General features: G+C 67.4%; 18 protein-coding genes and 1 tRNA gene. 9 read left to right on the top strand and 10 right to left on the bottom strand.

All coding sequences use genetic code 11. From position 1 onward, the window contains the following. Positions 1 to 152 precede the first annotated feature (152 nt). From OG326_RS09755 to OG326_RS09790, 8 genes are read left to right on the top strand one after another with little or no spacing between them, the layout of a single operon-like run. On the top strand, positions 153 to 1,331 hold the full coding sequence (locus tag OG326_RS09755) for an acyl-CoA dehydrogenase family protein (protein ID WP_327144290.1): 1,179 nt from the start codon (positions 153 to 155) through the stop codon (positions 1,329 to 1,331). Beyond that, positions 1,328 to 2,488, top strand: a complete 1,161-nt coding sequence (locus OG326_RS09760) for an SDR family oxidoreductase (RefSeq protein ID WP_327144291.1) — start codon at positions 1,328 to 1,330, stop codon at positions 2,486 to 2,488. The genes OG326_RS09755 and OG326_RS09760 overlap by 4 nt, the downstream gene beginning before the upstream one ends. Then, positions 2,485 to 3,528 (top strand): SDR family oxidoreductase, encoded by a 1,044-nt coding sequence (locus OG326_RS09765; protein ID WP_327144292.1) that lies wholly within the window; start codon positions 2,485 to 2,487, stop codon positions 3,526 to 3,528. The genes OG326_RS09760 and OG326_RS09765 overlap by 4 nt, the downstream gene beginning before the upstream one ends. Beyond that, positions 3,525 to 4,997, top strand: coding sequence for a PEP-utilizing enzyme (locus OG326_RS09770; protein WP_327144293.1), 1,473 nt, complete (start codon positions 3,525 to 3,527; stop codon positions 4,995 to 4,997). Before OG326_RS09765 ends, OG326_RS09770 begins: the two co-directional genes overlap by 4 nt. Next, entirely contained in the window at positions 4,987 to 5,295 is a 309-nt protein-coding gene (locus OG326_RS09775; protein WP_327144294.1) for a phosphopantetheine-binding protein, read from the top strand. Before OG326_RS09770 ends, OG326_RS09775 begins: the two co-directional genes overlap by 11 nt. Beyond that, a complete protein-coding gene (locus OG326_RS09780) occupies positions 5,292 to 7,025 on the top strand; it encodes an AMP-binding protein (RefSeq protein WP_327144295.1) in 1,734 nt (577 codons plus the stop codon). Before OG326_RS09775 ends, OG326_RS09780 begins: the two co-directional genes overlap by 4 nt. Then, positions 7,009 to 8,784: a PEP/pyruvate-binding domain-containing protein gene (locus tag OG326_RS09785; protein ID WP_327144296.1), complete on the top strand. Its 1,776-nt coding sequence runs from the start codon at positions 7,009 to 7,011 to the stop codon at positions 8,782 to 8,784. The genes OG326_RS09780 and OG326_RS09785 overlap by 17 nt, the downstream gene beginning before the upstream one ends. Next, positions 8,781 to 9,341, top strand: a complete 561-nt coding sequence (locus OG326_RS09790; protein ID WP_327144297.1) for a hypothetical protein — start codon at positions 8,781 to 8,783, stop codon at positions 9,339 to 9,341. Before OG326_RS09785 ends, OG326_RS09790 begins: the two co-directional genes overlap by 4 nt. A gap of 19 nt (positions 9,342 to 9,360) precedes the next feature. Here the strand turns inward: OG326_RS09790 and OG326_RS09795 are convergent, their stop codons facing one another. The 4 genes from OG326_RS09795 to orn form a co-directional block, all read right to left on the bottom strand. After that, the gene (locus OG326_RS09795; protein ID WP_327144298.1) at positions 9,361 to 10,092 is read right to left on the bottom strand and encodes a hypothetical protein; all 732 of its coding nucleotides are present in this window, start codon (positions 10,090 to 10,092) and stop codon (positions 9,361 to 9,363) included. 191 nt (positions 10,093 to 10,283) lie between these two features. Further along, entirely contained in the window at positions 10,284 to 12,695 is a 2,412-nt protein-coding gene (locus tag OG326_RS09800) for an ATP-binding protein (RefSeq protein WP_327144299.1), read from the bottom strand. A 248-nt stretch (positions 12,696 to 12,943) separates the two neighbouring features. After that, positions 12,944 to 13,016: transfer RNA gene (locus OG326_RS09805), tRNA-His, on the bottom strand. A gap of 67 nt (positions 13,017 to 13,083) precedes the next feature. Continuing rightward, entirely contained in the window at positions 13,084 to 13,707 is a 624-nt protein-coding gene (orn, locus tag OG326_RS09810; protein ID WP_327144301.1) for an oligoribonuclease, read from the bottom strand. A 177-nt stretch (positions 13,708 to 13,884) separates the two neighbouring features. Between orn and OG326_RS09815 the strand changes: the two genes are divergently transcribed. Beyond that, a complete protein-coding gene (locus tag OG326_RS09815) occupies positions 13,885 to 15,636 on the top strand; it encodes a helicase HerA-like domain-containing protein (protein ID WP_327144302.1) in 1,752 nt (583 codons plus the stop codon). A 9-nt stretch (positions 15,637 to 15,645) separates the two neighbouring features. On the opposite strand, the gene lysA is transcribed toward OG326_RS09815, so the two are convergent. From lysA to OG326_RS09845, 6 genes are all read right to left on the bottom strand, one after another. Beyond that, positions 15,646 to 16,992 (bottom strand): diaminopimelate decarboxylase, encoded by a 1,347-nt coding sequence (gene lysA, locus OG326_RS09820; RefSeq protein WP_327144303.1) that lies wholly within the window; start codon positions 16,990 to 16,992, stop codon positions 15,646 to 15,648. Between the two features lie 129 nt (positions 16,993 to 17,121). Further along, positions 17,122 to 17,916, bottom strand: coding sequence for a mycolate reductase (gene cmrA / locus OG326_RS09825; RefSeq protein ID WP_327144304.1), 795 nt, complete (start codon positions 17,914 to 17,916; stop codon positions 17,122 to 17,124). Positions 17,917 to 17,962: 46 nt separating this feature from the next. Continuing rightward, the gene (locus tag OG326_RS09830) at positions 17,963 to 18,610 is read right to left on the bottom strand and encodes a VOC family protein (protein ID WP_327144305.1); all 648 of its coding nucleotides are present in this window, start codon (positions 18,608 to 18,610) and stop codon (positions 17,963 to 17,965) included. Continuing rightward, entirely contained in the window at positions 18,610 to 20,637 is a 2,028-nt protein-coding gene (locus OG326_RS09835; RefSeq protein ID WP_327144306.1) for an NADPH-dependent 2,4-dienoyl-CoA reductase, read from the bottom strand. The genes OG326_RS09830 and OG326_RS09835 overlap by 1 nt, the downstream gene beginning before the upstream one ends. Further along, a complete protein-coding gene (locus OG326_RS09840; protein WP_327144307.1) occupies positions 20,634 to 21,233 on the bottom strand; it encodes a PadR family transcriptional regulator in 600 nt (199 codons plus the stop codon). Before OG326_RS09840 ends, OG326_RS09835 begins: the two co-directional genes overlap by 4 nt. A 124-nt stretch (positions 21,234 to 21,357) precedes the next feature. After that, positions 21,358 to 22,788: an MFS transporter gene (locus OG326_RS09845; protein WP_327144308.1), complete on the bottom strand. Its 1,431-nt coding sequence runs from the start codon at positions 22,786 to 22,788 to the stop codon at positions 21,358 to 21,360. Between the last annotated feature and the right edge of the window lie 28 nt (positions 22,789 to 22,816).

Raw genomic sequence — 22,816 nt, forward strand, 5'->3', positions numbered from 1 at the left:
CATTCGCCGATTCGCATCAAATCCTGGAACAGGCAACCGATTTCACCGGGCCGTTCCATTTCCTCGATTCAGCTCTCGCCCACCGGCCACAGTTCGGCTGCGGGATTCCCGCACGACCGCGCGGTTCCGCGACAGCGACGGAATGGAGACCAATGACCGTCGAAACAACGCTCCCGGCACCCGGCGACCTGGGTTCCCTCGTCCAGAAGGCGGTGGACTCGGTCGAGGTCGATCCGGGCCGAACCAGATTCCCGCGCCCAGTGCTGGAGCATCTGGGCGAGGCAGGCGTGCTGCGCCGGCGCTGGACGCCCATCGGCAACGGCGCGGGTGATGTGCTGTTCGGCGTCCGCATGGGTGAGGAACTGGCGGGGCGGGCGCCGGCCGGCATCGCCATCGGCGTCTCACTGCACACCGAGACCGTACTGTCGCTGCTGCACCGCTTCGGCGCCTCGGATTACCTTGTGGGACTGCGGGAGCGGGCCCTCGACGGGCAGGCGGTGGGCTGCATCGCGGCCAGCGAGCCCCGGGGCGGCAGTGATCTCTCGGCGGTGTCCTGCCTGGCAACACCGACCGGCTCGGGCTGGTCCATCTCCGGTCGCAAGAAGTACGTATCCCTCGGCGCCGTAGCGGATTTCGCGATTGTGCTGTGCCGGATCGCGACCGCCGCGGGCGTCCCGACCGAGCGGCACGCGACCATCGCGGTGCCGCTGAAGGATGTCGAGATCGTGCGCGAGCACGAGAAATTGGGCACTCACGCGCTCGATACCGTGGTGGTGGACTTCGATCACGTGGAGGTGGACCGCGAGGCCACCGTCGGCCGCGCCGGGCTCGGGGTGCTCAATCTGAACTACGGCCTGTCCTTCGAGCGGCTGGCGATCTCCGCCCAGGTGGCCGGGGGCTGTGCCACCGCCATCAGCCTCGCCGTCGAACATGCCGAGCGGCGTGAGCAATTCGGCAAGCGGCTGCGCGAACACCAGTACATCGCCTTCCGGCTCGCGGAGCTGAAGGCCGAGACCGAAGTGCTCTCCGGCGCGGTGCAGACGCTGGCCCGCGATGTGATGTCCGGACCGCTCGATCGCCAGCTCATGAGCCGCATCGCCGCGGTGAAACTGTGTGCGGCCCGAGCGGGCGAACGGCTGATCAGCGAGGCCATGCAGGTCTTCGGCGGCCCCGGGTATCTGCCCCGGGAGACGCCGTTCGGGCAGTTCTGGAACGACATTCGGGTGTCCCGCATCGGCGCGGGCACCGACGAGATGATGCTGGCCATCATCACCGATTCGCTGCGCGGCAATCCCGACCTCTACGACCGGCTGGTGAGTATCTCGCAATGACTGTCATGATTTCCGAAAGTATTCCGCGCCAAGGTATTTCCGCGCCCAGACTGCTGGCGGCCGGGCTGAGCGGTCAGGTCGGCCGGGGGTTGTCCGAGGCCGTCGCCCAGGCGGTCGCTCCCATGCGCACCACCGCGCTGGTGCGCCGCCGCGTGCGCGCCGATCTGGCGCGCCCCGGTGGCGTGGACGCCCAGGTGGTCGGTGACATCACCGAAAAGCACTGGGCGCTAGGCGATTCCGACCTCGAGGCGCTCGGCGACGTGGACGCGGTGGTGAATCTGGCCGGCATCGTCGACTGGACCGCCTCCCAGGCCGCGATGGATCGGGTCAACTATCTCGGTGCGATGAACGGTCTGGCCCTGGCGCGCAAGCTCTCCGAACGACTCGGGCGCCCGGTGCCGTATGTCTATGTCAGCACGGCGTATGTGGCGGGCACCATGGCCGGCTATATCGCCGAGGATCTGCATCCCCCGCACGAGGACCGCACGCCCTACGAACTGAGCAAGTGGTTCGCGGAGAACCATCTGATGCGCGAGGCCGCCGCGGACGACCACCCCGTACTGATCGTCCGGATCGGCGGTGTCATCGGTGGTTCCCGATCGCATTCGACCACGCGGTGGAGTTCGCTGTATCAGCTGGTGGCGCCCATGTCCTCGGGTCAGCTGCCGGTACTGCCGGTGCGGCCGGGCGCACGGGTCGACATTCTGCCGCGCGATGTCATCGGCGAGGGCATGATCCGGCTGCTGAGTCACGGCGCCGCAACCGGATTCCAGGCCTGGCGGGGCGGCGCGATCGTCCAGCTGTGCGCCGGTGAGTACGCGCCCACCATGGCCGCGCTGCTGGCGCTGCTGCAGTCCAAGGATGTCGAGGGCCGCTACGACCCGCCCCGGCTGATCACCGCACCCGACCGCGCACTGCGCATGGCCGAGAACATGGGCCTCAAATACGCCAGGTGGAACCGGGAGATGGGCAATCGCCTGTTCGGCCTGCGCTACGTGTCGATCGACCGCATTTTCGAGAGGACCCGATTGATGGAACTGACCGACGGCTGGTGCCCGGCCACTTCGGTGGAGGACATCATCGATATCGCCTTCGGCCTCGGGGCCGCGGCCGAACCCGAGGTGCTGCCGTATCTGCCCCTGGGGAGGTTCGCATGAAGGTCCTGGTTATCGGCGCCTCGGGATATCTCGGCCGCGCGGTCGGGCGGGTGCTGGCCGCCGACGGGCATCGGATCATCGAGCTCAGTCGCGGCGGAAAGGCCTGCCACGGTGCGGCTGTCATGGGCGATGTGAACTCGCCCGGTCTCGGCCTGAGCGCCGAGACGCTCGGCGAGCTCGGTGATATCGAGGTCGTGGTGTGCTGCTTCGGCTCGGTGAATATGGGAGCCGATCCGGCCGGCGTGGTGAACGTCCACGTCAACGGCACCCGCAATGTCATGGACTTCGCCGCATCCGTCGATTCGGTGCGGCGGGTGGTGTACGTGTCCTCGGTGCTGGCGCTGGGCCGGGCGAGCGGATCGATCACCAATCGCGATCTCAGCCGCGGGCAGACCTTCCGGAACTGGTACGAGTACGCCAAGTATCGCGGCGAGCTCATCGCCCGCCGGGAGCGCCGGGTGCCGGTGAGCATTCTGCGGCTGGGCACACTGCTCGGTTCCGCGCCGTCCGAGGTGATTCCGCGGCACGGCGGACCGGTCTCGGTGCTGCCGCACGTGCTCAGCGGCCTTCCGGTGCCGCTCGAGAACTGCGGCCGCTTCCCGGTCTATGCCGCCGATGTCGATATCGCGGCGGCGGTGATCCGCGATCTCGTGGTGAGCGCCGAACATCGCAGTGCCTGTACCTATTTCGATCCGGAACGGCCGACCCTGGCCGCGGTGCTGGAGCGGCTGTGCCGTCCCTGGGGCGTACTGCCCAGGGTTGTCGACTCGTTCGGTCCCACCTGGATGCAGCGCGCGCTGACCCGGCGCTTCGGGGTGGAGGAGGAAGTCATGGACTATGCCCGCCCGCTGTTCGAATTCGATCCGTCGATCTTCGATTCGCTGCCGAATCCGGATATCACGTCGAAGTCCGACTACATCATGGAAACAGGTGTGGCCCTGCGTGATTCGGGTGTACTGCGTTCACCGTCCGCACTGGGTGAACTGCGACCCGCCGTGCTCGCCGCGCTGCCGTCAGCAGGGATGGGAGTACTGCGATGACCTTCCAGCACTGCCGGGTCGACACCTATGCGCATCCGAGTCTGCGGGTGTACTCGGCCGGCAACTTCGGTGAGATCGCGCCCAAGCGGCTCTCGCCCATGTCGTGGTCGCTGGTCGGCCGGCCGATGGAACTCGGCACCCGCCAGTTCATCCGGGACATCCTCGGCGCCCAGCGCTGGGCCACCGGCTCGAACTACGTCTTCACCGGCTACTTCAACTGCCGCCCGTACCACAATCTCACGGCCTACTGTCATATCGCCGAACACGTGAATCTCCTGACGCCCGAGGACGTTACGGCCGCCTACTTCGAGGGCATCGCGCCACCGGTGTCCGCGCTGGCGCATCGGCCCGGCGCGCTGCGGCGCAATGGCGCGACCGCTCGCATGCTGCGTGAACTGGTCGAGCTGCGGCCGCGCGTGATCGAGCTGGAACAGCAGGTGTTCGACTACGAGCAGGAGGTCGACGCCGTTCTGGACGCCGACGCCGCCTGGCGCATAGGCGAATTGGCGGCGCACGGCAACACCCTGCTCGAGCGGGCCTGGCATCTGCACATCATCGGCACCTCCGGATCGATCGCCGCGGAAGTATTGCAGCGCAATGTCGTCGGGCGACTGGTGCGCGGCGGCAATCGAATCACCAACTGGCTCAAGGAACCCGCGGAACTGCCCTGGGGGCGCATAACCGAACTGGCCCCGATTCCGGACGGCCCGTCGCGCTTCGTCGAGCGGCCCTTCTACGAGATCGCCGATGACGCGCTGCCCTGGGCGGATTTCGTGATTCCGCCCATGGGGCACAGCGCTTCGGCCGTGCGCGACGAACCGGATCTCTCACCGCGCGAGGCGCTCATCGGCATGAGCGGGCGCTGGCGCGGCGCCGGAATCGACGCCACCGTACTGTTTCTCGGCGATGTGATGGCGCTGCGCGAGCACAGTAAGTCGCTGGCCATGCGACTGCTGCACGCTCATCGCCGCTTCGTCCCCGCGCTCGCGGCACTGCGCGGCGTCGGTGCGGCCGATTGGCCGTACCTCACCATGAGCGAGCTGCGCGGTACTCCGCCGGACCGGGCCGAGATCGAGGCTCGCCGCGAAGCCTGTGAGGACGCGCTGGCCGTCGACATGCCCGACTACCTGGATCTTTCGCCTGGCGCGCCCGCGGAATTCCAGCCCGCTCGCGAGCCGCGCGGCGTCTCGGCCGGGGTGTGCGACGGCATTGCCATCGGGCTCGGCGAGATGCCGACCATGAAGGGCGCGGTACTGGCGTGCGAGAGCGCCGACGCCAATGTCATCCCCATCCTGCCGTTCGTCGGCGCGGTCGTGACGGCCCGCGGCAGTCAGTACTCACATATCGCCATCATCTGCCGCGAGCTCGGCATACCGGCGGTCGTATCCCATCCGCTGGCCGGAGATATCAAGCCGGGACAACGGGTGTACGTGAACGGAGACACAGGAGAGGTGCGAATTGTCCACTGAGAATGAAACTTTCGTCCTGATCGCCGATCCCGAGCAGGTGCTCGCGATCATCGAGGACAAGCTGGCCATCGGCCGGCCGCGCCTGGATCTGCGACTGACCGATTCCATCCGCGACGATATCGACATCGACTCGCTCTCGCTCATGGAGGCCATGACCCGGGTCGAGGAGGAGTACGGGATCGAGCTCATCGACAACGAGGAGATCCAGAATGTGGTCACCGTAGGCGATCTGGTGGCGCTCATCCAGCGGGTCTATCGGGCGCAACACAATCCGGATCCGGTCGGGGAGGCGCTGTGAGATCGATAGTCGACTGGATCGGCGAGCGCGAGAACGAGGGCATCCTGCGCTTCTACACCGGGCGCGAATGGGAGGGCCAAACCTACGACGACATGGCGGGCGCCGCCCTGGGCGTCGCGGACTACCTGCGGGATCTGGGCGTCGTGCGCGGTGACCGGATCGCGCTGGTACTGCCGACCTGCCGGGAATTCCCGAAGTTCTTCTTCGGGGCGCTGATCGTCGGCGCCATCCCCACGGTGGTCGCACCGGCCGGGCTGCCCGACAGCGGTGTGACCGGGCAGCTGTCCCGGCTGCGGGTGCTGGACCCGGTCGCGGTGGTGGCCGAATCGACCACCCTTGCCGCGCTGCGGGAATCGGGATTTCCACTGCCGCGCATGCTGATCGACTCGACCGCCGAGATGCCGATCGGCGGCAGTGCGACACTGGATCCGCCGATCGACGACGAGACGGCGATCATCCAGTTCACCTCCGGATCCAGCAGTCTGCCGCGCGCGGTCCGGATCAGTTCGCGCGCGGTGATCGCGCACGCGCAGATGCTCCGGACCGTGTTCCACGACCGCACCGCGCACAAGACCGCGAGCTTCGGCTCCTGGCTACCGCTGCACCACGATATGGGTCTGATCGGCACCTTCCTCTCACCGCTGCTCTGGGAGCAGGACACCTGGCTCATGCGGCCCGAGCATTTCGTGCGGCGGCCGCTGCTCTATCTGGAACTGTTCGGCAAGCACGGCGTCAACAACTCCGCCATGCCGAACTTCGCGCTCGAGCGCATTACGCGACTGGTCGGCCGGGACAGCCTGCAGGGCATGGACTTCTCGAACTGGCGCACGCTGATCGTCGGCTCGGACCGGATCAATTTCAGCGCGGTGCGCGCGTTCCACGAACTGCTGGCCCCGCACGGACTGTCCGCGCTGACCGTGAAGCCGGGCTACGGCATGGCCGAAACCACCTTGGCCATCACGGTTTCCGATCTCGTCGATATGCCGACCGCATTGGCCGTCGACCACCGGACGCTCACCGATCACGCCGAGGTCGACGTGCTCGCACGGCGCACGCTCACCGACGGTGAACCGCTGCCGGAGGGGGCGCACCTGGTGGTGTCCTGCGGGCGGGAACTGCCCGGCGCCCGCGTCACCGTCGTCGACTCCGATCGGCTGGCGCTGCCCGACGGGCAGGTGGGCGAGCTGGCGGTGCAGTCGCCCGGACTGTTCAGCGGCTACCTCGACGAGCAGCAACCCGGTGAGGCCGACGAGGCGCCCGATATCCACTACACCGGCGATCTCGGCTTCCGCAGCGGTGACGAGATCTACGTGCTGGGCCGAATGGGCAATGCGGTCAAGGTGAACGGCACGTTCATCACCGCGGAGGACATCGAACTGCTGATCGCCGAGCGGCTCAGAATCCACCACGACAAGATCAGCGTGGTGCTGCGCGATATGGAGATGACGGGCAAGGTCTCCAGTCTGGTCGTCTTCCAGCAGCGGGTGCCCGAGGACGGTGTGGAGGCGGCCCTGGGCGTGCTGCGCCGGATGGGCCTGGAGTCGAACGGCGCGGCGCTGATCACCATGAAGCCCTTGGCGATTCCGCGCACCACCAGTGGCAAACCGCGCCGCGTCGAGCTCTGGAACGACCTCGTCACCGGCGTGAGTACCGGTAAGGAACTGTTCGTCGGCGTGGGTTCCCCACTGTTCGGCCTGAACCCCGTGGATGGTCATGCGCCAAGTCGTTGAGCGATTCGAGACACCGGAGAGTTCCCGGGCCCGCTTCGGCGGCAAGGGCTTCTTCCTGACCAAGCTGCGCGATATGCATTACGCCGTACCGCCTTTCCGGATTCTGGAGAGCGCGGTACTGGATCGGCACGATATTCCGGAACGGGAGGTCGAGGAGCTGCTCGCAGCGCTGCGGGCCGAGGCCGCCGAGGTCATGGGCGTCGACCCGGCCTCGGTGGCCTTCGCGGTGCGCTCCAGCGCACCGGTGAGCATGCCCGGAATGATGGATACGCTATTGGGCGTGGGTATTTCGCCCGCCGACGTACCCGCCCTGGCGGAACGGCTGGGCGGCGCGGGTACGGCGTGGGACATGGTGATCACCGGAGCTCGCGGGCTCTGCCGCCATATCGCGGGCATCGAGACCGATGAGGCGGAGCAGGCGACCTTCGATACGTACGCCCGGTTGGTCGCCGCCTTCGAGGGGGCCACCGGCCGGGAGTTTCCTGGCACCCCGGTCGCGCAGGTGAAGCTCGCGGTGGATGCCGTCGCGGCCTCGTGGAACAATCAGCGGGCCCGGGAATACCGTGCCGTGCACGGGATTTCGGAGCAGGACCGGCCCTCCGTGGTGATCCAGGCGATGGCCTACGGAACGGCGGGCAGCAGCAGCGGCAGCGGTGTGGTGTTCAGTCACGATCCGCTGACGGGGGTGCGCGGGCTGCACGGTGAGTTCCTCGGTGAGCGGACCGGTGAATCGCTGGTCGCCGGCACCGCCACACCCGCCGCCGTCCAGCAGCTCGCCGCCGCCGTCCCCACCGCGCACGCCGAACTCACCGCCTACACCGATGAGCTGTTCAGCTGGCTCAGCGTCATGGTCGAGGTGGAATTCGTCGTCGAGCACGGCACGCTGTGGCTGGTCCAGGTGCGTCCGGCGATCGCCGCGGATCAGGTGCACAACACCGTCGCGGTCGACGCGTGGCGGGCCGGAATCCTCGATCGTGCGGAGGCCCTGCGGCGACTGCGGCTGGACGCGCTGTTCGCCGAGGCGCCGCCGTGCGCCGTCGCGGGCCACGCCCCGCTGCTCGCCACCGGTATCGCCGCCTCGACCGGTGTCGCCACCGGCCGGCTGGTGCGGGACTCCGCCGCCGCGCTCGACGGCGGTCCGGAGGCGACCGTACTGCTTCGTCCCCGGACCGAACCGGAGGACTTCATGGGCATGGTGCACGCGGTGGCGGTGGTGACCCTGGAGGGCGGCTCGGGTTCGCATGCCGCCGTGGTGGCCCGGGAATTGGGGCGGCCCGCCGTGGTCGGTGCGGTCTTCACCGATCCGGACTGGCTCGCGCGGGCGGGTGCGGCGACGGTCACCGTCTGCGGCACCACCGGCCGGGTCTGGCTCGGCGCGGTGCCGCTCGCCGAGGGCGGCATGGCGGGCTGGCCCGGTGACCTCATCGGCGCACCGGAGGATACCGAGGTCCTCGGGTCGGCCGAGGACCTGTTCGGGGCGGAACCTGAAGCGGTACAGCTGGATCCGGCGACGGACCCGGCCCGGATACCCGCATCGGCGATCGTGGTCACCGATGACCCGCAGCTGGCCGCGGCAGCGGCTCGCTATGCCGGAGTCGCCTTCGTCTGTCCACCCGGCGACGCCGAAACACCGTGGCGGACAGATCTTCCGGAGATCCCGCTGCGCTATGTCATCGCCGCGCCGGCACAGCAGCGGTACGTGCGGGCCGTACTGGCGCTGCGCGAAACCATCACATCCCGATCGGAGGCATCCCGATGACCATCGTGAACAACAGCGACGTCCTGATACCCGACCGCACGCGCGCACTGCACGCTCTGCGCGTCGCCGGATGGATCGGCCTGGACCGCTTCTCGTACGAGGTCACCCCGGCGGGGGCGGCCCTGTTCAAGATCGTCGACACGCCCCGCGGCGAGCTGGCAGGACTCACCCCGGCGGGGGAGCAGGCCGCCCAGGTCGAACTGGCGGCGGTCTGCCGTCAGGTGGATACCGCCGGGCGGGCCCGCATTCTCGAATTGCTCGGCCTGTTCGAGCAGGCCGACGGCCGGATGAAGGATGTGGTCACCGGATTCCAGCGGGATCGGTCGGCCGCGAAGGCCGCGCCGCTGGTGACCCTGTTCGGTGAGGTCGCGGATGTGATCGACGCGCTCGCCGCCGCCTTTCCGCTGTGGGACGGCTATCCGGCGCGGCTGCGCACCGCGGTGCAGCGGATCGACGGCGGTGAACTCGACTACGTCGCCTCACCGCTGCTGGACAGTTTCCACACCGTCTGGCATCTGCTGCACCGCGATATGCGGCTGGTCATCGAATCCTGGTGACCGCTAACCGTTTGTGTCGCTAACCGGTTTGTGTGCGGGGATCGGCCGCCAGCAGTGCGGCCAATTCCGTAATATCGAATTCCGCGCGATGCGCGGGGCCGTATCGGGTCAGTTTGCCGCGGCGCACCCATTGCCTGATGGTGGCTTCGGATACCTTCAGCGCAATGGCCGCGGCTTTTGTCGGCACCATTCTGCGCTGTCCGTCGCACAGTTGTGCCAGTGCCGGTTCCGTGGTCATGGCGAGCCATTGTCCGGCCTCCCAGGAATGTCCGAACTCGCAATCGAGTAAAGGGTTTTCACCGTCACCGGACACGGTCAGGCTGCCGGCGCAGCCGGGCATCGCGCACGCCCGCGGCGTCACCGCGTAGCGGTCGGTGTCCACGGCATCGACCGCGCGTGCGGTGAGTTCCGCTATCTCCGCGGCGAAGTCGTCGGCGGCCGGATGCGCGATCAGCCAGTCCAGGTGCACGGCAAGGAATCTGGTGAGCTCGACGACATCGCGGGTGGCGGGCGGGCGGACCGCGCGCTCGTGTGTCACCAGGGCCGCCCAGGAATCCAGTATCTGGGTGATATCGGTCCGGGCCTCGAGGACCTCGAAATCGACACTGGCATCCCGGGCGCGGGTCCGTGTCACGCGTTCGCCCGCCCGGCGTCGCCTGGCCGCCGCCAGTGACATGGTGCTCTCGTCGAACAATCCGGCAATCCGGTCCAGCTGTGCTCGCGCGGCGGAGAAATCGGCAACGATCATCATCGGGTTTCCTAAACTTCGAAATCCATGGATCACGAAAACGAGCGGCGGCGTTGCCGGGGCGCAGTCATGTCCGTTCCGCTGAATAGTTGCTTCGCGCAAGGTATTACAACTATCTTCGGATATTAAGATCGCATCGGTTCGGGTCCCTGTCAAAACGGTGATCAGCGATTTCGTAAGATGACAAGTTCTTGTCAGCGTTCGGTGAATTGCCGCGAGGGCGGCGCGAAATCCGGTTTGGGCCCGGCGGACTCGGGCGGCTCGATGCCGCTGTCGGATCCGGCGTCCCGCTCCACCACGAGGGCGATGTGCAGACGGGACGGGCACTCCAGCTTGATCATGATGTGGCGCACGTGGTTCACCACGGTCCACTCCGAGATGCGCAGATGCGTCGCGATCATCCGGTTGGTCATGCCGGTCGCGACCAGCAGGGCGATTTCGCGCTGCCGTGCGGTGAGCGCGGTCAGCGGTGAGCTGTCGGGCGGGACCGGCGTCGGCGCCGATCGGATATAGGCCGCCGCCTCCGTCAACCCCAGATGGGCCGCGACCACCGTGGCGGCGTGGAAAGCGTGTTCCCCGAGTGCAATTCGGTAGCTGTCGACGGGAAGTTCCGGATCCTCGGCGTCGAGCGGTGGAATCTGGTGTGCCACACGGAGATTTCGGGCGGCCAGGGCGAGTGTGGCGGCATATTCGACATATTCGGGCCCGGCGGCGTCGTACACGACAGCGCAACCCTCGACCGCGACGACGGCGGCGAGCAGATGGTCGGCGAGATCCTCGTAACCGAGCACCTCGCGGAAGAGCTCCAGCGCCCGATCGGTGGTCTCGGTGCTGATCTGACTGCGGGCCAGGGTGTTCAGCGCCGCCGGCCGGATCGAGGTATCGCTCTGCCGGACCCGGTCGCGCACCGCGGTCCAGGTGGTGTCCGCCCGGCGTGGGGGCTGCGGAAGTTCCATGATCGCCTTCGCGATCGGCAGCCAGGCCACCGATCGCTCGGGTAGTCGGCTCGAAAGCGGTAGAGCGGCGCGCAGGTGCCGTTTCGCGGCACGGGAATTGCCCAGCGCGCTCAGTGCCGATGCCAGCGGCATGCCGACCCGGAGCGCCCGGACCTCCTCGCCGGCGGTCCGGTATGCGGTCGCGGCCTCGGCCAGAATGCGCGCCGCACGGCGCGGCCGCTCGGTCCGCAGCGCCCACAACCCCAGCAGCTCCAGGCACAGCGGTCCGGACAGTCCGCTCAGGGTGTCGCGGCGGTCGGTGAGCACCTCGATCAGCACCGACTCCAATTCCCGCACGTGCCCGTGCTGGAACCAGACCGAATCCAGCATGGCCACGGTTTCGATGGCCTGTTCGGGCTGGCCGAGATCGATCAGGTGGTGGACCGCGGTGAGCAGGCCGACCACCGGCCCAGAGGTCTCACCGGCCCGATCTCGCCGGTTCAATCGGGGGCCGATCTGCTCGGCCGCGAGCAGTAGACGGTCGGTGTGCTCCTGGCGCAATTGATCCGCGCGGGCCGGTTCGGCCTCGCACACCCGGCGGCAGTAGCCGCGCACGGTGCCGCTGACCCGGTAGGCCCCGGCATCGGCGCCCGATTCGATGCGATCGAGCAGTCCGCGCTCCGACAGCGTGGTCAGGGCGGCGGTGGTCGAATCCCGCGGCAGGTCGCTGACCTGGTGTGCGAGTTCGATATCGAAGGGCGACTCGAACAGGGAGAGCCGCAGCAGCAGATCGACGACGGGTGCGTCGAGGTCGGCCACGGTCCAATCCACCGCATCGTGCATGGTGCGGTGCCGGGCGGGTCCGGGGCGATAGAACGGTGACGGCAGGTCCACACCCGCCTTGATGCGGCGCAGCGTGCGTATCGGCCCGATCCGGGCGATTTCGGTGGCCGCCAATTCCAGGGCCAGCGGCACTCCGTCCAGTTCCCGGACGATTTCATCCAGGACCAGCCGGTCGGCCAGGGAATGCTGGCCGCGGTAGTAGCTGTCGATACTGTCGAGCAGGAGTTGCGAGGCGGGCGATGACGCGGGGTAGTAGGAGATATCCGCACCGCCGTCCACGGCCAGCGGGCGCACCAGCATTCCGTGCTCGCCGGGTAATCGCAGCGGCACCCGGCTGGTCACCACGACCATGGTGTCCGGACACCGCTCGAGTAGTCGTCCCACGTCCGGGGCGATATCGGCGGCGACTCGATCGCAGTTGTCCAGCAGGAGAACTCGGTCGCGGTCCGCGGTGACGTTCACGAAGAGCGGCGCCGCCGCGTCGAACGGCGTGCCGGGCTGTGCGGCTGGCGTGCCGGGCTGTGCGGCCGGCGTGCTGGGCAGCGCGGCCTCGACCGCTTGCGCGGCGCCCGCCCTGTCCATTGCCTCCGCCAGTTCGACGACGATTGTCGTATCGCGGAATTCTCTGCCGGACAATACTTCTCGGATCAAACGACTCTTGCCGACACCGGCCGGTCCGGTGAGGGTGAGCAACCGCACGGATCGGCGGGTGAGCAACTCGCGCAATTCCGCCAGTTCGCCGTCGCGGCCGATGAGTGTCGGGTTCCGTGGTGTGGCGCCGCCCTCGATGGACAGCGGTTGTCGTGTCTCGTTTTCGCGGTCAACCATGGGGAATCCTCCTCGTACCGCATACCCGAGATGACTCGGGCCCTCGATCACGTTGTGCACCATTGCATCCGGTGACAGTGTCGCGGCATGATCGTAGCGACTCGAGACCGATCTCACATTGGTGATCTTGGTTCTTTGTAGGACACGACAGCCGTTAAACGAGAACACGCCCCGGTTAAGACCGGAGAAGGCGCGGGGAGCGGAGACGAAAGAGGCCCCGGTCCAATGGACCGGGGCCTCTTCCTCGGGGTGACCGACGGGACTCGAACCCGCGACATCCAGGATCACAACCTGGTGCTCTACCAACTGAACTACGGTCACCATTGCCGGTGTGTTTCCGGCGCGGTAGATCGTATCGCGATCCTCCCCGGAGTACCTAATCGGCTGGTTACGCGGTATTTCCGGTCGGTTTCGGGGCACTGAGCTCGGCCGCCACCGCGGCGATTTCCGCCGTTGACGGGCCGGGTGCGGGCACGAAGGCGGTGCGGCGGTAGTACTGCAGTTCGCGGATCGACTCCTTGATGTCCGCGAGGGCGCGGTGCGAGAGGCCCTTCTCCGGCTGGCCGAAGTAGATGCGCGGGTACCAGCGGCGGGCCAATTCCTTGATGGAACTCACATCGATCATGCGGTAGTGCAGGTGTGCGTCGAGGGCGGGCATATCGCGGGCGAGGAAACCGCGATCGGTGGCGATCGAATTGCCGGCCAGCGGCGCGGTGCGCGGGGCCGGGACGTACTTCTTGATGTATTCGAGGACCTGCTGCTCGGCCTCGGCCATGGTGACGGTCGAGGCGCGAACCTCTTCGGTGAGCCCCGACCGGGCATGCATCTCGGTGACCACCGGCGGCATGGCCGCGAGAGCGGCGTCATCGGCGTGGATGACGATGTCCACGCCCTCGCCGAGGATATTGAGCTCACTGTCGGTCACGAGCACGGCCACCTCGATCAGCTTGTCGCTGTCCAGGCGTAGGCCGGTCATCTCGCAATCCATCCACACCACGTATTTGTCTGACACTCGCCAAAGGTTAGTCGTTTCGCTCTCGCCGACCCCCGCACCCGGCCGCGTCGGGCAGCCGTAGCGATCCGACCGGGCAGTATCGTTCTCTGCAGATCCGTGCTCCATGCGGTCGGCGTTGTTGGCAGGACAGTTCACAGAGCAGTCGTAGTTGGCAGAGCAGACGGAGGAATCGCGATGACCACCCCGCAGGACAAAGTAGCGGCGGCACGTAAGGCGGCGGAGGACGCGGCGCGGATCGCTGCGGAAGCGACCGCCGCGGTCGAAGCCGCGGAGAAGGAAGCGGCCGAGCAGGAGGCCGCGGCGCAGGCTGCCGATACGAAGGCCGGTGCGTCGGCGAGCGCGAAACCCGCTGCTGCGAAAGAGGACTCGACGGCCGACGCCGCGACGTCACCGGATGAGCTGGCCGCGCGTGAGATCGCCGCGGGGTACGCGTTCGAGGGGCTGGCGCTGGAGCTGGGCACTGTGATCGTGGACGGCAAGGTGCATCCCGATGCGCGCGTGCGGATTCCGATGAAGACCATGAACCGGCACGGCCTCGTGGCGGGCGCGACCGGTACCGGTAAGACCAAAACGGTGCAGGGCATTGCCGAGCAGTTGTCGGCCGCCGGTGTTCCGGTGGTGGTCGCCGATATCAAGGGCGACCTCTCGGGGCTGCTGCGGCCGGGCGAGTCGAACGACAAGCTGATCGCGCGAGCCCAGGAGACCGGTGCGGTCGATTGGAAGCCCTCCGGCTTCCCGTGCGAGTTCGTCTCACTGGGCACCGAGGGGATCGGGGTGCCGATTCGCGCCACCATCACCGCATTCGGCCCGATCCTGCTTTCGAAGGTGCTGGGGCTCAACGAGACTCAGGAGTCCACGCTCGGGCTCATCTTCCACTGGGCGGACAAGAACGGGCTGGCGCTGCTGGATCTGAAGGATCTGCGCTCGGTGATCCAGTTCCTCACCAGCCCGGAGGGCAAGGAGGATCTGAAGGGCATCGGCGGCGTCTCCGCGACCACCGCCGGTGTGATCCTGCGGGCCCTGGTCAATCTGGAGGCCGATGGCGGCGACACCTTCTTCGGTGAGCCGGAGATGGATCCGGCCGACCTCATGCGCATCGCCGGCGGGCAGGGTGTGATCACCCTGTTCGAACTGGGCGCGCAGGCCTCGCGGCCGCAGATGTTCTCCACGTTCCTCATGTGGGTGCTGGCCGACCTGTTCCAGACGCTGCCGGAGATCGGCGATATGGACAAGCCGAAGCTGGTCTTCATCTTCGACGAGGCGCATCTGCTCTTCAGCGGGGCGTCGAAGGCGTTCCTGCAGCAGGTGGAGCAGACGGTGAAGCTCATCCGCTCCAAGGGGGTCGGCGTGTTCTTCTGCACCCAGCTGCCCACGGATATCCCGAATTCCGTGCTCTCCCAACTGGGTGCGCGCATTCAGCACGCGCTGCGCGCGTTCACGCCGGAGGATCAGGCGGCGCTGTCGAAGACGGTGCGCACCTACCCCAAGACCGCCACGTACGACCTCGAAAAGGCGCTGACCTCACTGGGCATCGGTGAGGCGGTGGTGACGGTGCTGTCGGAGAAGGGCGCCCCGACCCCGGTGGCCTGGGCGCGCATGCAGCCGCCGCGCTCGCTCATGGACACCATCGGCGACGACGGAATCCGCGCCAGCGCACAGCAATCCACGCTGTACAGCAAATACGGCCAGACCATCGACCGGGAATCGGCCTACGAGATCCTGACGGCGAAGGTCGCCGCCTCGGCGGACGAGGCGGCCGCCCAGGCCCCGGCGAAGTCCGGACGCGCGCCGAAGCCTGCCCCGGAGGACGAGTCGATGGCCGAGAAGGTCGTCAACAACCCCGCTTTCAAGAACTTCCTCCGCTCAGCGGCCACCGTCGCCGGCCGCGAAATCAGCCGCAGCATCTTCGGCACCCGCAAGCGGTAGTCACGGAGATCAGTGGCCGATGTCGCGGCGCATGAGGTCTTCGATGGTTTCGCGGCGGACCAGTTCGCGGCTGCTGCCATCGCGGACGGCGACGATCGGGGGGCGGCCCACACCGTTGTAGGAGGAGGCCAGGCTGTGGTGGTAGGCCCCGGTGCAGGGCATGGCCAGGACTTCGCCGGGGCGCAGGTCGGCGGGGAGGCGGACGTCGGTGGCGAGGATGTCACCGGCTTCGCAGTAGCGCCCGGCGATGCTGGCCGTCATATGCGGGCCGGTGGGGTGGCGGTTGGCGACCACGGCCTCGTAGTGCGCGCCGTACAGGGCCACGCGCGGATTGTCGCTCATACCGCCGTCCACGGTGACGAAGGTGCGCCCGCCCTCGACGTGTTTGATGGACAGCACCCGGTAGAGGGTCACGCCCGCGCGCGCGACAATGGCGCGGCCGGGCTCGAGCGCGATGCGGGGGCGCGGGAACCCGTAGCGCGCACAGGCCGCGTCGAGGGAGTCCTCGATGATGTCGGCGAGTTCGGCCAGATTCATCTCGGCGTCACCGGGGCGGTAGGCGACGGCATGCCCGCCACCGAGATCGAGATCGGTGAGGGTGACGCCGTAATCGTCGCGAATGCGCGCCATTTCGGAGATCATCCGCCGCACGGCCTCACCGTAGGGGAAGGTGTCGTAGATCTGTGAGCCGATATGGCAGTGCAGCCCGGCGAACTCCAGATTCGGTTGCCGCACAATCCGTTCCACGGCCTCGGACAGGGCGTGGCTGCCGATGGCGAAGCCGAATTTCTGATCGGTGACACCGGTGCGCACCGCCGGATGGCCGTGCACGTCGATATCGGGGCAGATGCGCAGCAGCACCCGCTGCGGCTTGGTGGCCAGCGCGGACAGCAGCGTGATCTCGGTCAGCGAATCGATGACGACCCGGCCGATACCGCAATTGATCGCGGTCTCCAGTTCGGCGAACGGTTTACCGTTGCCGTGCAGCACGATTCGCTCCGGATCGGTCCAGGAGGACAGTGCCACAGCCAGTTCCCCGGCCGAGCACACATCGATGGACAGGCCCTCGTCGGTGACCCATTCGGCCACCGCCCGGGTCAGCAGCGCCTTGCCGGCGTAGATGATCTCGGCGTCCGGAAAGCGCCGCCGGTAGGCCTGGCAGCGGTCGCGCACCTCGCCCTCGTCCAGGACATAGGTAGGAGTGCCGTATTGATCCGCGATATCGGCCAGCGCCACGCCGCCGACGGTAATGCGCCCGTCATTGTCGTAGTGGGTCTCACGCGGCCAGACCGCCGGATCGAGGCGGGGGAGCATGCCTCCCGACCGCAGCGACGGGAAGATCTCGAGCAGCGTCACGGTGTCTCCTGTGTGCGTCCCCGCTATTCCGTATGCGGGGCCGATCTCAGGACTACGCCGGTTCGGGTAGCCGGAGACTTCCGGCTACACGGCCTTTACACCCGGGCGGCTGATCTTGACGGGATTCGGTCAGTTACCCATCTTCTTGTACGCCGCCCCGACGACCACCGAGGTGAGCGAGCGCGGGCCGAACTGCCCGGCCAGGCTCATACCCTTGCTGATCAGGCCCGGGACCACGCGCATCTTATTGCGGGCGAGCGCGTCGATGGTGATCTTGGCGGTGTGCGCGGCGGTGACCCAGATGAACTCCGGAATCTTGGTGCCGACCTCTTCCTGATCCGGATTGTCGGTGCGCACCGGACCGGGCGCCAGCAGCGTGACGTGCACGCCGTACTCCTTGAGCTCACCGCGCAGCGATTCGGAGAAGCTGTTGGTGAAGGCCTTGCTGGCCGCGTAGGTGGCATTGTTCGGGATCGGCATATTGCCGGCCGCGGAACCGGTGATGAGAATGCCGCCCGCGCGGCGCTCGATCATGCCCGGCATGACGGCCAGCGAAAGGTCGTGCACCGCGACGGCATTGAGCTCCATGATGTCGCGCTCGAATGCCAGGTCCAGCTTGGCCAGCGGTCCGAAGGTGGCGACACCGGCGTTATTGCACAGAATCGCGATATTCCGCGATGCCAGCTCCTGTGCCAGCGGCGCCCGCTGCTCCCGATTCGACAGATCCACCGCGCGCACCTCGGCGGTGATGCCGTAGCGCTCGGTCAGCCGCTGCGCCAGCTCGGCCAGCAGCTCACCGCGGCGGGCGACGAGAATCAGCGAATAGCCCCGCGAGGCGAGTTCCTCGGCCAGGGCGGTTCCGATCCCCGAGGAAGCTCCGGTCACGACGGCACGATTATCAGCGGTAGGCGCAGGCAAGCTCACGACTAGGCAGCCTACCCATGAATCCCGGCGGCGAGCCGGGCGCGGCTCAGTTGCGCGGCTTGGGCTCCATGAAGGCGATGCCCCAGTTGACATGCCCGCGCCAGACACTGGCGATACGACCGCCCTGCACCGCCGGTTTGGGGTCGCCGATGGGTCCGCCCGCCGCGCGGACGGCGGCGACGGCGGCGTCCAGATCGGGAGTCAGGAAGGCGACGCCGAGCAGCGCGGGCGGACCGCCGTAACTCACCGCTTCGATGAAGGGCTCACCGACGCGATAGAAGGCCATCTCGGGTCCGTCCGGGCCGCGCGGGAAGAAGCGGCGGCGCGGCGGAATGCCCAGCACCGCAGTGAGATCGGTGGCGGCCCGGTCCAGGTCCGGCACCCAGTACACGACGTGGTCGACGATCGTGACCCCATTGGCGTGCGGGCTCGGCTGTTCGGCCAGAGTCGCCGCGCGATTATTGCCCGCCGCATGCATACCGCCCGGATTGCCCGGCGCGCGCCCGGTATCGGACGTCAGATACGGCACGCCGAGTTGCGCTGGGTCGGAATGGGTTTCGTCGAAGCCCCAGCCGGGCTCACCCAGGGTGCAGGTGACATGGCCGATGCGGATCTCACCGCGGGTGCTGGTGAAACCCAGAGCCGCCCAGGCCTGCTCGTTTCCGGGCAGGCCCAGGCGGGTGAGAGTGGGCATCAGAGTGCTGCCGCCAGCCGGGTGCCCTGGTTGATGGCGCGCTTGGCATCGAGTTCGGAGGCGAAGTCGGCGCCGCCGATGAGATGCGTCTTGACGCCCGCGGCCTGCAGCGGCGCTTCCAGATCCCGGACCGATTCCTGTCCGGCGCACAGGATTACGTTGTCGCACTCGATGACGGTGGGGCGCTGCCGCTTCTCGCCGAAGCTGATGTGCAGGCCGCGATCGTCGATGCGCTCGTAGTTCACGCCGCCGATCTGCTCGACGCCCTTGGCCTTGACGGCGGCGCGGTGCACCCAGCCGCTGGTCTTGCCGAGGTCCTTGCCGAAGGAGGAGGACTTGCGCTGCAGCAGGACCACCTCGCGGGCGGCGGGGGAGGGCTTGGGGGTGGTGAGGAAGCCGCGCATATTCGGATCGTCGGACACGCCCCACTCCTCTTCCCACTCGTCGAGCTTGAGGCTGGGATGGCCTTCGACAGTGAGGAACTCGCTGACATCGAAGCCGATACCGCCGGCGCCGATGACCGCGACCTTCTTGCCGACGGGCTTGCCCTCACGCACCAGTTCAGCGTAGGTGAGTACCTTCGGGTGGTCTACGCCGGGGATGTTCGGAATGCGCGGTTTCACGCCGGTGGCCAGGATGATCTCGTCGTAGCCGCCGTCGATGAGCTGCTGCGCGGTGGCCTTGGTGTTGAGATGCACTCGCACGCCGGTGATTTCGATCTGGCGCGTGTAGTAGCGGAGGGTCTCGCTGAACTCCTCCTTGCCCGGGATGCGGCGGGCGATATCGAACTGGCCGCCGATCTTGTCATCGGCCTCGAACAGGTCCACGACGTGCCCGCGCTGCGCCAGGCTCACCGCTGCCGACAGTCCGGCCGGGCCCGCGCCGACAACGGCGAATTTCCGGGTGCGCCGGGTCGGCAGCAGCTGCAGTTCGGTCTCGTGGCCGGCGCGCGGATTCAGCAGGCAGGACACGGTTTTCATCTGGAATGCGTGGTCCAGGCAGGCCTGGTTGCAGGCGATGCAGGTATTGATCTCGTCATCGCGCTCCTCCTGGGCCTTGCGCGCCCAGTCCGGATCGGCGAGCAGGGGGCGGGCCAGCGACACCAGATGCGAATCGCCGCGGGTGAGGATTTCCTCCGCGGTCTCCGGCATATTGATGCGGTTGGAGGCGCACACCGGAATGCTCACCTCGTCCTTGACCTTCGCGGTCCACTTGACGAAGGCGCCACGCGGCACCGAGGTGACGATGGTGGGCACCCGCGCCTCGTGCCAGCCGATATCGGTATTGATAATGGTGGCCCCGGCGGCCTCCACATCCTTTGCGACAGCGGCGATCTCGTCCCAGGTCTGCCCGTTCTCCACGAAATCGGCCATGGAGAGCCGGAAGACGATGATGAAGTCCGGGCCGACGGCCTTGCGCACCCGGCGCACGATCTCACTGGCGATGCGGCGGCGGTTCTCCGACGAACCGCCCCACTTGTCCTTGCGCTTATTGGTGCGCGGCGCCAGGAACTGGTTGATGAAATACCCTTCACCACCCATGATTTCGACACCGTCGTAGCCGGCGAACTTGGCCAGCGACGCGCAGCGCGCGTAATCGTCGATGGTCTGCTCGACGCCCTTGGACGACAGCGCGCGCGGGCGCAGCGGATTGATCGGCGCCTTGATGGAGGAGGCCGAAACACTGCCGGGCATATAGGAGTAGCGGCCCGCGTGCAGGATCTGCAGCGCGATCTTGCCGCCCTCGGCGTGCACCGCCTTGGTGATGACACGGTGGCGGTAGGCCTCGGTCTTATTGGTCATCTTCGCGCCGAACGGCATCAGCCAGCCGGTGCGGTTGGGCGCGTAACCGCCGGTGATGATGAGACCGACTCCGCCATGGGCGCGTTCGGCGAAGTAGGCCGCCAGCCGGTTGGTATGCCAGGCCCGGTCTTCGAGGCCGGTGTGCATGGAACCCATGACCACGCGATTGCGCAGTGTGGTGAATCCCAGGTCCAGGGGTTCGAACAGATGCGGGTAAGCGCTCATCGCGCAGTGCCTTTCGGGTCGGACGCCTGCGACCGGGCTGGGTCGCGGAGGCCATCAGGATTGTCTTTGTGCAGGCCGGCAAGTACTTCGTCGCACCAGTCGACAAAACCCTCTTCGACGCGGATGCCACCGCGCAGTACGAGGTACTGGTGCAGGGTGCGGCCGGAGAGCTGATCCGGCGCGGGGTAGTCCTTCTTCTCGAAGGTCCGGTAGAGATCGAGGCGGTGGGCGTGCTCGTCGCGGTGCCGCTGGAATTCGGCGGCCAGCGCGGGGACGTCGCCGAGCGAGGCGGCACGCAGCTTCACGCCGAGTTCATTGCGCATGGGCCCGGCATCGCCGGGTGCGGCGATCCAGCGGGTGAGTTCACCGCGGCCCGCGTCGCTGACGGTGTAGACCCGCTTATCGGGGCGGCCCTCCTGCGCGACGGCTTCGGCGGTCACCCAGCCCTGCTCTTCCATGCGCTTGAGCACGCGATAGATCTGCTGGTGGGTGGCGTTCCAGAAGAAGCCGATGGATTTGTCGAACCGGCGGGCCAGGTCGTAGCCCGAGCTCGCGCGTTCGGTCAGCGATACCAATAGCGCGTGTTCGAGGGCCATGCGGCCAGGGTAACTGAGACTCGACGTACTATGCAATTCAGTGCATAGGGAATGTCGAAAAAGGGGCGCCCCGGCGGGGGCGCCCCTCAGACTTCCAGAGTCCTGGTGGTTTTGTGCGGTCAGGTCATCGCGCCGCACGAGCGGCGAAACCGGCTGCGACCAGCACGGTAATGCCTTCGGCGATGGCGGTGACGCCGACCGCGTGCGAGGCCGACAGCACTGTCTTTCCGGCCAGACTCAGGAAGACCGAACCGAAGCTCGCAATGCCGATCACAACGCCCAATTGCACATTGGTGACCAGGATGCCGCTGGCGTCGGACGCCAGCGCGACCGGGATCTTGGCGGTGGTGCGGCTCATGAGCGGACTGAACGAGAGCCCGAATCCGACACCCATGAAACCGAAGACGGTCAGCTCCAGCGGGCCCATCGCCGCGCCGTCGCGGAGCAGCAGGCCCATGATCACCATGGTGCTCGCGGCCAGCACCAGCCCGGCCGGAATCATGATCGCGTGCAAGCGCGCCGGAATGCGCTGCCAGTACATGCTGGCGATCGCGAAGGCCACACCCATCGGGATGAACAGCAGGCCGGCGTGCAGTGCGCTGTAGCCGAGGGTGCTCTGCAGGTGGATTGCCATGACAAACAGCCATCCGCCGAATGTGCACATGACCAGCAGCAGGGTGACGGCGGTGAGCATGAGGCCCGGTGCGCGCAGGACCCGGTCGGCGAAGAGCGGTTCCCCGCCGCGCCGGTGCACCCAGCGCTCGACCATGGCGAAGCCCGCGAATCCTGCTGCGGCGCCGCCGAATGCGAGCCAGGTCCACACCGGCCAGTGCTGTTCGTGTCCGAGGACCAGCGGCAGTACCAGCAGCAGCACCGCCGGTGTCAGCACCGCCAGACCCGCCAGATCCAGCTTGCGTTCCAGTCGCGCCGTTGCGGCGGGCAGGGTCTGCGGTGCGATGGCCAGCAGTGCCAGCCCGATCGGCACGTTCACCAGAAACACGCCACGCCAACTGGTTCCGGCCAGATCGGCGCTGACAATGAGCCCGCCGACGATCTGCCCGATCACCATGGCCCCGGAAATAATGGCTCCGTATGCCGAAAGTGCCCGCGCCCGAGTGGTTCCGGTGAAGGTCTTCTGGATCAGTGTCATGACCTGCGGCACCATGGCCGCCGAGCCGATGCCCTGCAGGAAGCGGAACACGATGAGCGCATCGGTATTCCACGCGAGCCCGCAAATCAGCGATGCGAGGGTGAAGATGGCGAGTCCGGACAGGAACATATTCCGCTGTCCGAACCGATCACCCAGCCGGGCGCCGGTCACCAGCAGCACCGCATAGGCGATCACATAGCCGGACACGATGAGCTGCAGCCCGGATCCCGTGGCGTGCAGTGAAGTTCGAATCGCCGGGATGGCGACATTGACAATGGAGGCATCCAGCACCGCCATGAACTGCCCGAGCAGGATCACGGCCAGCACGGCGAGCGGTCGGCGAGTAGCGGAAGCGGATGCCGGAGCCGCCACCGCCGGTGGAGATTGGGTCAGGCTCTGTGTCATACGAACGAGCCTGCGCCGCACCCGGCCC

The sequence above is a fragment of the Nocardia sp. NBC_01327 genome, from assembly GCF_035958815.1.
Classification (GTDB): domain Bacteria; phylum Actinomycetota; class Actinomycetes; order Mycobacteriales; family Mycobacteriaceae; genus Nocardia.